Origin of the sequence: uncultured Victivallis sp. (genome assembly GCF_944391105.1) — a bacterium.
Lineage (GTDB): Bacteria > Verrucomicrobiota > Lentisphaeria > Victivallales > Victivallaceae > Victivallis.
Genome location: NZ_CALXSK010000007.1, coordinates 1 through 12,788, shown reverse-complemented (window position 1 = coordinate 12,788; position 12,788 = coordinate 1). Strand labels below are relative to the sequence as shown.

12 protein-coding genes and 1 pseudogene are annotated in these 12,788 nt (G+C 53.9%); 11 read left to right on the top strand and 2 right to left on the bottom strand.

Annotated elements, in window-relative coordinates; all coding sequences use genetic code 11:
* Positions 1-283 precede the first annotated feature (283 nt).
* From Q0K10_RS03930 to Q0K10_RS03880, 11 genes are all read left to right on the top strand, one after another.
* Positions 284-928, top strand: coding sequence for an SIS domain-containing protein (locus Q0K10_RS03930; protein ID WP_294503444.1), 645 nt, complete (start codon positions 284-286; stop codon positions 926-928).
* Positions 925-1,635: a polyprenyl diphosphate synthase gene (gene uppS, locus Q0K10_RS03925; protein ID WP_294503442.1), complete on the top strand. Its 711-nt coding sequence runs from the start codon at positions 925-927 to the stop codon at positions 1,633-1,635. Before Q0K10_RS03930 ends, uppS begins: the two co-directional genes overlap by 4 nt.
* A gap of 46 nt (positions 1,636-1,681) precedes the next feature.
* The gene (locus Q0K10_RS03920; protein ID WP_294503440.1) at positions 1,682-2,602 is read left to right on the top strand and encodes a CDP-archaeol synthase; all 921 of its coding nucleotides are present in this window, start codon (positions 1,682-1,684) and stop codon (positions 2,600-2,602) included.
* A 73-nt stretch (positions 2,603-2,675) separates the two neighbouring features.
* Positions 2,676-3,158: an Lrp/AsnC family transcriptional regulator gene (locus Q0K10_RS03915; RefSeq protein ID WP_294503437.1), complete on the top strand. Its 483-nt coding sequence runs from the start codon at positions 2,676-2,678 to the stop codon at positions 3,156-3,158.
* Positions 3,121-4,320: an aminotransferase class I/II-fold pyridoxal phosphate-dependent enzyme gene (locus tag Q0K10_RS03910; RefSeq protein WP_294503436.1), complete on the top strand. Its 1,200-nt coding sequence runs from the start codon at positions 3,121-3,123 to the stop codon at positions 4,318-4,320. The genes Q0K10_RS03915 and Q0K10_RS03910 overlap by 38 nt, the downstream gene beginning before the upstream one ends.
* Before the next feature lie 25 nt (positions 4,321-4,345).
* Positions 4,346-5,050: a hypothetical protein gene (locus tag Q0K10_RS03905; protein ID WP_294503435.1), complete on the top strand. Its 705-nt coding sequence runs from the start codon at positions 4,346-4,348 to the stop codon at positions 5,048-5,050.
* A gap of 45 nt (positions 5,051-5,095) precedes the next feature.
* The gene (locus tag Q0K10_RS03900) at positions 5,096-5,671 is read left to right on the top strand and encodes an ABC-type transport auxiliary lipoprotein family protein (protein WP_294503434.1); all 576 of its coding nucleotides are present in this window, start codon (positions 5,096-5,098) and stop codon (positions 5,669-5,671) included.
* 24 nt (positions 5,672-5,695) lie between these two features.
* A complete protein-coding gene (thyX, locus tag Q0K10_RS03895) occupies positions 5,696-6,391 on the top strand; it encodes an FAD-dependent thymidylate synthase (protein WP_294503431.1) in 696 nt (231 codons plus the stop codon).
* 1 nt (position 6,392) lies between these two features.
* Positions 6,393-7,364, top strand: a complete 972-nt coding sequence (gene pdxA, locus Q0K10_RS03890) for a 4-hydroxythreonine-4-phosphate dehydrogenase PdxA (protein ID WP_294503428.1) — start codon at positions 6,393-6,395, stop codon at positions 7,362-7,364.
* Positions 7,358-8,326 carry a peptidylprolyl isomerase gene (locus tag Q0K10_RS03885; protein ID WP_294503424.1) on the top strand — a complete coding sequence of 323 codons (969 nt, stop codon included), beginning with the start codon at positions 7,358-7,360 and terminating at the stop codon, positions 8,324-8,326. The genes pdxA and Q0K10_RS03885 overlap by 7 nt, the downstream gene beginning before the upstream one ends.
* A gap of 137 nt (positions 8,327-8,463) precedes the next feature.
* Positions 8,464-11,358, top strand: coding sequence for a protein kinase (locus Q0K10_RS03880; RefSeq protein WP_294503421.1), 2,895 nt, complete (start codon positions 8,464-8,466; stop codon positions 11,356-11,358).
* An 89-nt stretch (positions 11,359-11,447) separates the two neighbouring features.
* On the opposite strand, the gene Q0K10_RS03875 is transcribed toward Q0K10_RS03880, so the two are convergent.
* Both Q0K10_RS03875 and Q0K10_RS03870 read right to left on the bottom strand, forming a co-directional pair.
* On the bottom strand, positions 11,448-12,248 hold the full coding sequence (locus tag Q0K10_RS03875; RefSeq protein ID WP_294503418.1) for a carbohydrate kinase: 801 nt from the start codon (positions 12,246-12,248) through the stop codon (positions 11,448-11,450).
* Between the two features lie 77 nt (positions 12,249-12,325).
* A pseudogene (locus Q0K10_RS03870) lies at positions 12,326-12,788 on the bottom strand (hypothetical protein); the annotation flags it as partial.

Sequence of the window (12,788 nt, the reverse complement as noted above, 5' to 3'; positions counted from 1 at the left end):
ATTCCACCCTCCGATTGTTGATAACTCTGATGAAAAGGGATGCCGGTGGATGTGAATGGACGGTTCTTAACAGAAGTTTGACAATTTGTTTACGATTTATTAACAGGGTTATTGTCAGGTATTCCTGTCCAAAAAAAAGAGTAAAATCGGTCTCTTTTTCCAAGGGACAATTGAAAAAGCTCTTTCGGCCTGTTATTTTATCTGGAATCATTGTTTTGAGGTTTCCGGGCCGGTCATCCGGACGCCGCGGTTTGATTTGGATGGTTTGGGAAAGGACGGAAACATGGATAGAGAAGTGGATCAATTTCTGGAAAGGCATCCTGAACTCTCGGTTTGCCGCGAATCGTTGAACAACATGGTTGAAACAGTTGTGCAGATTTTCCGGAACGGCGGAACGCTGTTCACCTGCGGCAACGGCGGCAGCGCTGCGGATTCGGAACATATCTGCGGGGAGTTTCTGAAAGGTTTTCTGAGTCTCCGGCCGCTGAATGCCGATCGGCGCGGACGATTTGAATCGCTCTTCGGAGACGAAGGAGCGAAGATGGCTGCGAAACTCCAGAATGGTTTGCGGTGTATTTCTCTGCTGAGTCATCCGGCTTATGTGAGTGCTTTTGCAAATGATGTCGATGCGGAACTGGTGTTCGGGCAGCAACTCTGGGCTCTCGGTCGAGAAGGGGATGCGCTGCTGGCGATTTCGACCGGAGGAAATGCGGGAAATGTGAAACGTGCGCTGATGGTGGCGAAAGTGATCGGAATGCGGTCGATTCTGTTGACCGGAAATCGGCACGGCTGCTGTGAAACGTATGCGGATTGTGTGGTGGCGGTCCCGGAATCGGAGACGTACCGGATCCAGGAACTGCATCTGCCGGTTTATCATTTTCTCTGTATGGCGGTGGAGTCCCGGATGTTCGGAGGCGGTTTGGCATGAAAGAAAAGAAGATTCGTCATGTTGCGATCATCATGGACGGCAACGGCCGCTGGGCTGAGCGGCACGGACTGCCGAAAACGGAAGGGCATCGTCGCGGCGCAAACCAGGTTTCCGTGATTCTCGAAGCTGCACAGGAAGCGGGCATTGAGTTTTTGACGCTTTATGCGTTCAGTACGGAGAACTGGAAACGGTCGGCGCAGGAAGTGTCCGCCCTGATGAGGCTCATGGAGAAGTTTCTTGATGAAAAAATTCCTGAACTCATGGAGAAAAATGTCCGGCTGCGCGCAATCGGCCGTCTCGATGATCTGCCGGTGAATGTCCGTTCGAAACTGTTCCGGGCGATTGAAGCGACCCGGGAAAACAGTGCCGGTACTTTGATTTTCGCTTTGAGTTACGGCGGCCGCGCCGAGATTGTCGATGGAGTGAACCGTTATCTTGAAGAGGCGTGGAAAAGCGGAAGGAAACCGGCGAAATTGACTGAGGAGTCGTTCCGGAACTGTCTGTATGCACCCGATGTGCCGGATCCTGAACTTATGATCCGCACAAGCGGAGAGTTGCGGATCAGCAATTTTCTGCTCTGGCAGCTCTCCTATTCGGAGTTTTATGTGACCGATACGCTCTGGCCGGACTTTGGCAGGGAGGAGTTTTTCGCGGCGCTCGAATCCTTTGAAAAGCGGGAGCGCCGATTCGGTGGAAGATTAAAATAACGGAACTATGACGGAAAAGTGACGGATTAACAACAAGGAGTGTAACGTGCTGAAATACAGAGCAATCAGTTTTCCGATCCTCATTGCGCTTCTGGCGCTTCTGGTATTCTGGCCGGAGGTGGGAAAGTATCTTTTCCCCTTTGTGGCGGGGGCGATGGCGGGGATGATGTTTTATGAAGCGGGGTCGATGCTGGAAAAAATCGGAATCCGTTCTTTTGTAAAAAGCACGGCGATCCTAGGCGGTTTTGTGCTTGCGTTTCTTTTGCTTGCATCTGCGTTTCAACCGGATTCTCTGCAGGATTCTCTGGATGCCTATCTCAAGGGCGAAAAAGGGATGGAGAATGTTCGGATACTCTGTCAGATTTTGATGCTCTGCGGATTTCTCGCATTGATTTACGGCGGCTGGCTGCTGCTGCTTTTCCGGAAGGAGAAGAAGGAAATTCTGGAACGCATGTTTGTTTCCGCCGGGATTCTTCTGCTCTGCGGAATTCCGATGGTCGCGCTTGCCCTGGTTTATTTTACGAAGGAACTCGGGCCGGTGGCACTCTTTTTTGTGATGATGGTCACGAAGTCGATGGATACGGGCGGTTACATTTTCGGTATGCTCTCGAATCGCTGGATGGCGGGCGGCAACCATAAGATCGTCCCATCGATCAGCCCGAAAAAGTCATGGGAGGGAACGATTGGCGGCGTGATTCTCAGCATCGGGGTGAGTCTGCTGTTTTACTGGCTTTCCTGCAGTCAGAATGTCGGCGTGGAAGCCTCGGTCGGCTGGTATGTGATCGCCGCGGTTGTGCTTGCGCTGGGGAGTTTTGCGGGAGATTTGACGGAATCGGCATTGAAACGCACCTGCGGAATCAAGGATTCGGGACACTGGATTCCCGGAATGGGAGGCGCGTTCGATGTGCTTGACAGTTTCATTTACAACGGGATTCTTTTCTGGCTTCTCACATTTTTTCTCGGCTGACAAGTGGAAAATCCCGTGGGGTCATGGTACAGTATATAAGAGTGATTGAAGTAGACAAAGGGGATTGGTACGCATGAAAGCAAAAATTCTGAATCTGCTCGCGGAAAACGCGCGCATGAGTCTTGCCGAAATCGCCGGACGCGTCGGCGCGACCCCTGAAGAGGTCAAAGCCGCAATTCATTCTCTGGAGGAAGAGGGGGTGATTCGCGGTTACAAGGTGATTTTGAACGAGAGCGATCTCGGAGTCAGCAAGGTGCGGGCACTGATTGAGGTCAAGGTGACGCCGCGCCGCGACGGGGGATTTGACCAGGTGGCCGAGCGCATCGCGCGATACCCGGAGGTCACGGATCTTTATCTGATCTCCGGGGGATTTGATCTGTTGCTGATGGTCGAGGGCGATTCACTTCAGGATGTGGCATCGTTCGTTTCGGCGAAACTTTCCACGATCGACGGGGTGATCTCGACATCGACCGGTTTCATGCTCAAAAAATATAAGGAATCCGGCAGGATTATGCAGAATGATGAAGAATATGAACGACTCAAAGTGTGCCCATAGGGAATTTGTCGCCGAACATGTGAAACAGCTGCCGAAGAGCGGCATCCGGCGGTTTTTCGATCTTGTCAACACAATGGACGATGTGATCAGTCTCGGCGTCGGTGAGCCTGATTTCGTGACGCCGTGGACAATCCGGGAGACGGGAATTTTTTCCCTGGAAAAAGGCCATACCAGTTACACGTCGAACCTCGGAACTCCGGCGCTGCGTCGGGAAGTATGCCGGTATGTGGAGAAAAATTATCATGTTTCCTACAATCCGGACAATGAGTGCATCATCACGATCGGCGTGAGCGAAGCGCTTGATATTGCAATGCGCGCCCTTCTGAATCCGGGGGATGAGGTTCTCTACACGGAGCCGTGTTTTGTTTCCTATCCGGCTGAAGTGCGCATGGCGCACGGCGTTCCGGTTCCGGTGGAGACCCGGTTCGAGGATGAATTTGCGCTTGATCCGGAGATGTTGCGCGCAAAAATAACGCCGAAGACCCGTGTGTTGCTGCTGAACTTTCCCTGCAATCCGACCGGGGCGGTTATGCCGGTCGACAAGTTGCGCAAGGTTGCGGAGATAGCGATTGAACATGATCTTGTGGTCATCACCGATGAAATCTACTCCGAGCTTCTTTATGAGGGAGAACATGTGTCGATTGCCTCTCTGCCCGGCATGAGGGAACGGACGCTGTTTCTGCACGGTTTTTCGAAGGCGTTTGCAATGACAGGCTGGCGAATCGGTTACGCCTGCGGTCCGCGGGAGATCATCGATGCGATGATGAAGGTTCACCAGTATGCGATCATGTGCGCTTCAACCATGGCGCAGGAGGCGGCTCTGGAGGCGCTGCGCAACGGTGAGAAGGAGATGGCCAGGATGCGTGACTCCTACTGCGAGCGGCGGAATCTGATTGTCGATGGATTGAATCGGATCGGTCTGGAGTGTCTGCTGCCGAAGGGGGCGTTTTACGCGTTTCCGTCGATCCGTTCGACCGGGCTGGATTCGACGGAATTCGCGGAACAGCTGCTGAAGGCGGAACGGGTTGCAGTGGTGCCCGGGGTTGCGTTCGGTGCCTGTGGCGAGGGATTTGTCCGCTGCTGTTACGCCACGGCCGCCTCGGAAATCATGGAAGCGCTTGACCGGATGGGTCGGTTCATGGAGTCATTGAAACAGCAGTGAATCCCGGTGCGCGGTGGGAGCAGTCATGAAAACAAAGATCGTACTTTTGATTTTTTTTTCATGTCTGACCTTTTCGCTCTGCGGAGAAGTGTTTACACTCTGGCCATGGAAGGGGGGTGGAACAACTTCGCGCGGGTCGTTGTCGGATCGGATTCCGGAGCTTGGTCCGGTTCTTCACACGGAGCGGATGCGGGTCAATGGAATTGATCTTGAGCTGACAGTTTCGGCGATCCACACGGATTTCGCCACTTTGGCGGAATTTCTGCTGCGGACATTTCAATCGGAGAATCTCCGATTTGGTAACGGCAGCGTGAAGGTGACCTACCGGGTCGGAGAAAACAGCGTGGAACGATGGCTGATGGTGGATGGCGGACCCGGAAAAGCAGTGACGTTTTTCAAAATAAAAGCACCGGAACATATTCCGGCAGTGGTGGAGTGGCCGGTGGAACTGCCGGAGCTTCCGCCGGGTGCGATTCCGGAGCAGATCATCTATTTTCCGGATCGAAAAGCGGTTTATGGATCATTCCGAAACGGCGGCGGGGAACCAGCGTCGCTGTTGCGAAATGTTTCAGACCGGTTGTCTCTCACCGGCTGGACGCCGCTCGGACGCGAGGCTGAAACAATTTCCGGAGGCAGCGGTGAGATTTTCATCCGTCCGGATGAGAGGCGGATTCTCTGGATCAATTATGGAGAAAATGGAGTTGGCGCGGCTTATTCCCGCCCATATTGAAATAACGGAAAAGTGACGGATAAATAACGGAAGATGAGGTTGAATGTGAAGAGAAAAATCTGGTTGAGCGGGTTGTTTCTTCCGGTTCTGGCTGGGTGTGCCCTGATGTCGACCTCGTATGTGGAACCGGCGGAATATGATCTGGCGGTGAAGGCGAATCCGCTGTCTGAGGTTCGATTTGAGGTCGGATCCTTTCGCAACCTTTCCGGATCGGACCGCCGTTTTCTCTATCGGGAGAAGAGTGGACGGATGATTTCGGATGATTACAACCGCTGGCTGCTTTCTCCGGACCTGCTGTTGCAGCGGCAGTTGCAGCAGACGCTTTCTCCGGAAGAGGTTCGTTCGGGAGGACGGAATGGTATGCTTGCCCGGATTGGCGGTACGATCTATCGGTTTGACTTCGACAGTGCTGCGCGCAAAGCCGTTCTCAGTGTCGATTATACGGTTCGGATTTTCTCTCCGGATCGGAAAATGGTCGGTAGTGACAGCGTGACGGTTACTACTGAAGCGGAGATTCAGGGGAACAGCCCGGAAGCTGCTGCTGCTGCGATGTCGGATTGTGTGGAACAGTCCATCGCCCGGGTGCGCGACCTGCTCTTGCAGAACAAAAGTGAAAAATAACATCCGATTCATGAAGGAGAGACCATGGAACATCTGAATGTACCGCCCGTCAATCACGTGAAGGTTCTCGACGGCCAGGGATGGGTCGGCCTGATCGATCACCTCGGCACGGAAGCGACAATAGTGAACGCCGCCCGCGTCTCGTTCGGAAAAATCAAGAAGGAGATGGACGAAAAAGATGTGGGACTTCTTTCGTACCTGATTGCAAACAAGCACACCAGTCCGCTCGAACACATGGTTTTCACGTTCAGCATTCACTGCCCGCTTTTCATCCGCGGTCAGTGGCATCGCCACCGGACATGGAGTTACAATGAGATTTCGCGCCGGTACACGGAGATCGACATGGAATTCTACACGCCGCCGATTCTGCGGCGGCAGTCGAAAAACAATCGCCAGGCCTCTTATTTCGATCCGGAATTTGACGGAAAGGAGTTGCGTGAAGAGATCCGCCGCCACAACGAGGCGAGTCTGAAGCTCTATGAGCATCTGATTGCTTCCGGAGTCTGCCGGGAGCAGGCCCGTGGCGTGCTTCCTCAGAATATGATGGTCACTTTCTGGGGAACGGTCGATCTGTCGAATCTGCTCCATTTTCTCGAATTGCGCGACAGTGACCATGCGCAGGCGGAGATTCGGGAGTATGCCAAAGCAATCAAAAAATTGATCAAACCGCTCATTCCTCATGTTGCGGAATACTATTCAAAGCAGGGACAGGAGTGGTAATATGGCGGAATACATTCCGAAGATTGCGCTGACCGCCGGAGATCCGGCCGGAATAGGACCGGAACTTGTGGTGAAGACGGTGGCTTCTCCGGAATGGAAAGGTCGTGCCCGATTCGTCATTTACGGAGAAGTGACGGTTCTTGAGGAGGCGGCACGCCGCTGGAGTGACGGAAAAGTGACGGAAATCCGCTCCGCCGGTTCTCTTCCGTTCGGAAGTTTTGAACTCGGTCGAGCCGATGGGCGGTGCGGAAAAATCGCATATGATGGATTGTCGATGGCTGTGCGCGATGCGCTTGCCGGAGAGGTCGACGCGATTGTAACGGCGCCGATGAACAAATATTCGGTCAATCTTGCCGGAATTCCATTCACGGGTCATACGGAGCGGATTGCGGAATTGTGCAACTGTTCGAATTACGTCATGATGCAATCTTCGGGAAATCTGCGTATGGTTTTCGTCACCTGCCACATTCCGCTTGCGGAAGTTGCTTCGCGGGCGGTGAAACCGGAGATCGTGCGGGTCACCCGTCTGCTGGATGATGCGGTTCGTGCGGAAGGGATCGTTTCTCCGAAACTGGCGATGGCGGCGATCAATCCGCATGCGGGTGAGAACGGTTGTATGGGGATGGAAGATGAGCGGGAGACAAAGCCCGCAATCGCTGAACTTCGTGCTTCCGGGATCGACGTGGAAGGGCCGTTTCCGCCGGATACGTTGTTTGTTGAATCGACTCGGAGCCGGTATGACGGGCTTGTGACGATGTATCACGACCAGGGGCACATCCCGTTCAAAATGCTGGCGTTCGACAGTGGGGTGAATTCGACGCTCGGGCTGCCGGTGATTCGAACAAGTCCCGATCATGGAACCGCTTTTGATATCGCCTGGCGCGGAACAGCGGACGAAGGCAGCTTTCGTGCGGCGGTGAATCTGGCAATCCGGCGTGCCGTCCGCAGGCGGGAAGGAGGATCGGCATGTTGAAGAAACGTTGCTTTGAATGGGTTCTGACAATCATTTTTGCGGCGGGGTTCGTTGTTTCAGGTGTGGAGGAACAATCGCTGCAGGTCAATTCGATTCTGGCGTCGGTCAACGGGGAGCCGGTCAGTCTGGTGGATATTCTCGAGGAGACGCGCAACAGTGAATTTCAGGCATATGCGATCTATTCGGGGAAGCGGCTGGAAGAGGAGATTCGGAAAATTCGGATGAAGGCCGTCGACGATCGGATCGACCGAATTCTGGTGCTGGAGGCCTATCGGGAAAAACCGTTTGAAATTCCGAGCCGGAATGTGGAGGAGGAACTCGATCATGTGGCGGAACGCATGGGGGTCCGTTCCCGGAGCGAATTTACGCGCAAACTCCGGGAGTCCGGGACATCGATTGAAAAACTCCGCAAAGAGATTGAAGAGTATATCATTGTTCAGACGATGATTTACGATCAGATCCGGATTGAAAGCAATCTCACCCCGCGTGAAGTGTACGAATATTTTCAGTCACATCAGAAAGAGTTCGTCAAACCGGAAAAAATCGGGCTGGCAATGATCCTGCTGGATGTAAATGATCCGGATCTGGAGTCGAAGATCAAGACCATTTCAGAAACACTGGCAGCATCGCCGGAGGCGTTTCCAGAGTTGGCGCAAACTTACAGTGTCGGTCCGGATCCGCAGAACGGAGGAAATCTTGGAGAAATCGAAAGGCGTCGGCTCAGAACGGAGTTTGCTGCGGCGATGGATTCGTTTGAACCGGGGAAAGTTTATGGTCCGATTCGAACGGCGGATGGAGTTTCATTTCTGCGAATTCTTTCGCACACTCCCGAAAAAAAGGGTGTATTCCGGGAATTGAGTGCGGAAATTCGGGAGAAGATGGAATCCGGCCGCCGGGAAGAAATACGGCAGGCCTATTTGAACCGCCTCCGGTCGAAGGCGATTATTCGCTATTTTTTCTAAGCTACTGCTGTTTCCGGAAGATTTCCTGAAAAGCTCTCGGATTGACTGTAAAAAACTTGTATTTCCCTTGCTGCAGGTATATATTCCAAAGCGACGTTATACAGAAGAAGACAATCGGCAACTGACATGGTAATGAGATGAAAATATATTGCGAAAAGTGCAAAAAGGTGTTCGAGGCTGAAAAGCCTGCGGAAGGCAGTCAGGTGGAATGCCCGAATTGTAAGGAAAAAGTAAATTATCCTGAAACCCGGACTTCACCGGGTGCGGTGATCGGTGGATTTGTGATCGAACGGGAACTGAGCAAAGGGGGAATGGGTGAAGTTTACCTGGCGCGGCAGATCTCCCTTGACCGTCTGGTAGCGTTGAAGGTGCTTCAGGCGAAGTTTCTGAATGACAAGGAGTATGTGGAAGCGTTTTTCCGGGAGGCGCGTGCGGCGGCCCGCATCAACCACCCGAATGTGGTTCAGGCATACGCCGTTGGCGAAGAAAATGGAATTTTCTATTTTGCAATGGAATATATCCGTGGCAAAACGATGAAGGAAATTCTCAAGGAGAAGAAGGTTCTTGACTTTGTCAAGTCGGCCAAGATCATCCGGGAGGTCGCCAGTGCGTTGGAATGTGCGTGGCGCGATGAGAAACTTGTTCACCAGGACATCAAGCCGGACAACATCATGCTTGATGCGAACGGCTTTGCGAAGCTGGCCGATCTGGGGCTTGCCCGCGTTGCCGGGATCAATGACAAAGAGGCATCGGAAGGGGATGAGGTTCTCGGCACACCGCAATACATCAGTCCGGAACAGCTCACAGGTGTGCCGACCGACGTCCGGAGTGATATCTACAGTCTCGGAGCGACCTTTTATCAGTTTGTAACCGGCCGGTTTCCATATGTTGCGGACACTGCTGAAGAGATTGCCAAAATGCATGTGGCGGGTCATCTGCAGCCGCCGAAGGAAGTGAATCCGGATCTTCCGGATGAACTCAACACCATCATTATGAAAATGATGGCTCGCAATATAGAGGATCGGTACCAGACGCCGGCACCGCTCATCAAGGCGCTTGACATGTTTCTCATGCATTCGCAGTCGGCAAAGAATGCGGTTCCGCATTTGAATTTCCGGCTGCCGAAAGCGGCACCATCTGCAGGCGGAGCGAGACCCGCTTCCCCGTTCGGCGGCGGAGTGAGAGCTCCATTTGGAGGTGGAAAATCTCCGTTCGGCGGCAAGGGACCCGGCGGTGGGGGTGTAAAGGCGGTTCCGGGCGCAAAACCCGTTCCGGCTTCCGTACCGAAAGCGAAACCCGCTGCGGCTACAGCTCCAGCTCCAGCTGCAAAAATGCAACCAGTCACGACAAGTGCCGCCGTCTCCGGGGAAAAAACGGCGCCGGAAGCGGCAGTTGCGGGGAAGCCCCTTCCTGCCGCCGCCGCAGCTGCTCCGGAGGAAAAACCGGTCGCGGCAGCCGCTGCTCCGGCGGAACCGGTTTTGAAGGCAGTTCCGGCCGCGGAACCGGTTTTGAAGCAGGTTTCCCCGGCCGGAAAAGAGGCGGAGAAAGGGAGTGCGAAATCCGGAGATGATGATGTTCTGACACTGAAAGTTGTTCAGAAACCGGAGAAAAAGGAACCCGCTCCGGAAGCACCCGCTCCGGATGAGAAAAAGGGCCGGGAAAAGAAGGGAAAAAAAGAGAAAGATGAGGAAACGAAAAAACCCGGTGCGGGAAAGATCGTTCTTTATCTTGTCGTTTGTATCATCCTTCTTGGAATTACATTGGGATGTCTCGGAGGCGTATTTTACTTTCTCGCGGTCAGCGGCAAACTGCCGGAGTCGGTCAAGCCGTTCGGCGACAAGGTAATTGCTCTTGTAAAAGGAAAACAGCCCGAGCCTGAGAGAGAGATTCTGCCGGGTGATCCTTTCCATGAAAAGGAGGAAAAAGCGGGAGTTGAGCAAAAAGAGAATTCCCGGCCGAAAGAACCGCCGAAGCCGCCTGAGCCGCCGAAGCCGGTTACCCGGCCCGAATATCTGGCGGGAATTGAAAATCTGCTCCAGATGCGGCGCACCAATCCGGATGATTATCTTGGATTTCTGGAGAAATCCGATGCGTTTTTCCGGAAATATCCAGCGGCTCTGACACCGGAGGAGAATTCGGCATTGCGTTCTTATCTGCCGATTTACAACCTGCTTGACGAGCGTGGCCGCGTAGCTCCGGCGCGTGAAGAGGCGAGGAAAAAATTCCTGGCCGGACTTCAGGAGCGGCGCAACGCAGAAGAGGCAGAGAAGCGTGAAGCCGCGGCAAAACTTGAGGAAGAGAAACGGCGGCAGGCGGAGGCGCAGGCACAGGCCAGAACTGCTGCTGAAGAGAAACGACGCCGGGAAGCTGAAGAACAGGAACAGGCACGCAAACGTTTGGCGGAGATTGTTCCGAAATTGAATCCTTTGCTGGAAAATGCCGCAGAATCGTTTTTTACGGCGATTCGAACGGGAGAAACGGCGCAGTTTGAGCAGGCGATCAGTGATTTGCAGGTGTTTCCATTCCCGGTCGGGCAGAGTCAGGAGGAGCTGGCGCTTGTGAATCAGGTCAACTCATTCTGTTCGGATCTGCCGGGAGAAGTGAAGAAGATTCGTGCTTTCCACGATCAGCTTGCGACGATTACTCCGACGACCGGCAGCTTTTCCGTGGAGACGCCGGGCCGTGATCTTGTTACCATTGTGGGAATTTCACCTGCAGGGGTGAAGGCGGTTGACGGCCTCAACAAGCCGGTTCCGTATGATCTGGCTGACAAGCGGCTCCATGCGTTGGTTGTCAATCGCTTGGAAAAGCGTATGAAACTGGAGAAGCCGACACTTTACCTGGATCTTCTGACCGGAACTTTTTCGGATGAAACGGCGAAGGCCGCTGCTGGACACAGCTTCTGGAAAACCTACTATAAGCCGTTTATGACGGAGTATTTCCGGAGACTTCTGTCGAAAGCCTCCGCGGCGGAACGGGCGGAACTGGAAAAACGTTACGGAAAACTGCCGGAATTTCAGGCGGCGAAATAGGCGCCGGACCGGGAAAGCCTCCCGATTCGCATTGAGACCGGGGCCGGGGGAACACTTTATTCCCCCGGCTTCTTTTGGCTTGCGGTTGTTCAGAAAGCGCCGGGAAGGGTGGCAACCTGAGCAGCAAGACGGTTGCCGGCATCGGCGGCGGCTTTTACCCCCTCTCCGGAAAGGAAGTGAAAGAGAAATCCCGCACTGAATGCGTCGCCTGCGCCGACCGTGCTGACCACCTGTGCCGGGCAGGCCGGAGAGGAGATGGTTTCGCCTTTGTTCCAGACCTCGCATCCTTTCGGGCCAAGCGTGAGAATTACCGTTTCGAGCTGGAATCGTTCCGCAATGGCGCCTGGATCGGGTTTGAGTTCGAAAAGACGGGCGATGATCCCAAGTTCCTCCTCGTTGAGTTTTGCGAGATTCGAGTTGGCAAGAGAATCGGCAAGGATTTCCCTGGAGAAGAAATTCTGCCTCAGATTTACATCGCAGAACACTTTGCAGGAAAGCGCCGCGAGCAGTTTCCGGAGCGTGGTGCGCGAAGCGACTCCCCGCTGTGCAAGCGTTCCGAAACAGAAGAGATTAAATTCATCCGGGTTGATTTCCGGCATCGGGATGAAATCGAAGGCGCACCCTGGAAGAAAGTGGTAAGAAGGGATTTTCGCCTTGTCGAGTATGACTTTGACACTTCCGGTCGGTTGGGAAGTACGGGCGATCCCGCTGGTATCAACTCCTTCCCGGGTGATTTCGCGAAGAGCCCGGTTCCCGAGTTCGTCCTCACCGACAGCGGAGATGAGAGTTGTTTCCGCTCCGAGCCGGTGCAGATGAACGGCGAGGTTCAGCGGTGCGCCGCCGAGGCGGGCACCATCATCGAACACATCGAAAAGGATTTCTCCGAACAAAAGGATTTTCCAAGGTGGTTTCATAGTGAAATTCGTTATTTTATTGTTTTTTTGAGCAGAAATGACGGAAAAATCCGTTATTTTCTGTGAAGTGACGGATCAAGTGGTTCGGTGGCGTACCGCAGGATGCACCGCTCCCCGTGGTTGATGAACGCCTCAACTGTTGCTGTATCTTCAACGACGAGGATCTCTTCGGCGGCCGGGAGTTCCACGCCGCGGATCATGACCGGTCGGTCGGGAGAGGAGAGAACGTAACTGCCTGGAACTTCAACAGCGGGATTCACGAGGATGCGCTCCTCTTTCATCGTCAGTTCCACGGGAATGGACATCTGCTGGCTGAAGCCCTGTTCGCGGAAGATTCCCTTCCGGTCGCGCAGCCAGAATATGGCGATGCGGCGGTCGCAGTTTGCAAAGGTCTGCCCCGCATAGGCGTCCCCCTCGAAGAGCGGCCGGGGAAAAGTCTCCGGCGTGAACGTTTCTCCGTCGAACCGGCCGATGGAGTAGACGCCGTTTTTTTTTTTAATGATACGGCGACCACCG

Bases quoted from the DNA above. Each gene is read 5' to 3' on its own strand.
- pdxA (WP_294503428.1), top strand. From the start codon at position 6,393: ATGGCGGAATACATTCCGAAGATTGCGCTGACCGCCGGAGATCCGGCC.
- Q0K10_RS03905 (WP_294503435.1), top strand. From the start codon at position 4,346: ATGAAAACAAAGATCGTACTTTTGATTTTTTTTTCATGTCTGACCTTT.
- Q0K10_RS03885 (WP_294503424.1), top strand. From the start codon at position 7,358: ATGTTGAAGAAACGTTGCTTTGAATGGGTTCTGACAATCATTTTTGCG.
- thyX (WP_294503431.1), top strand. From the start codon at position 5,696: ATGGAACATCTGAATGTACCGCCCGTCAATCACGTGAAGGTTCTCGAC.
- Q0K10_RS03915 (WP_294503437.1), top strand. From the start codon at position 2,676: ATGAAAGCAAAAATTCTGAATCTGCTCGCGGAAAACGCGCGCATGAGT.
- Q0K10_RS03880 (WP_294503421.1), top strand. From the start codon at position 8,464: ATGAAAATATATTGCGAAAAGTGCAAAAAGGTGTTCGAGGCTGAAAAG.
- uppS (WP_294503442.1), top strand. From the start codon at position 925: ATGAAAGAAAAGAAGATTCGTCATGTTGCGATCATCATGGACGGCAAC.
- Q0K10_RS03930 (WP_294503444.1), top strand. From the start codon at position 284: ATGGATAGAGAAGTGGATCAATTTCTGGAAAGGCATCCTGAACTCTCG.
- Q0K10_RS03910 (WP_294503436.1), top strand. From the start codon at position 3,121: ATGATGAAGAATATGAACGACTCAAAGTGTGCCCATAGGGAATTTGTC.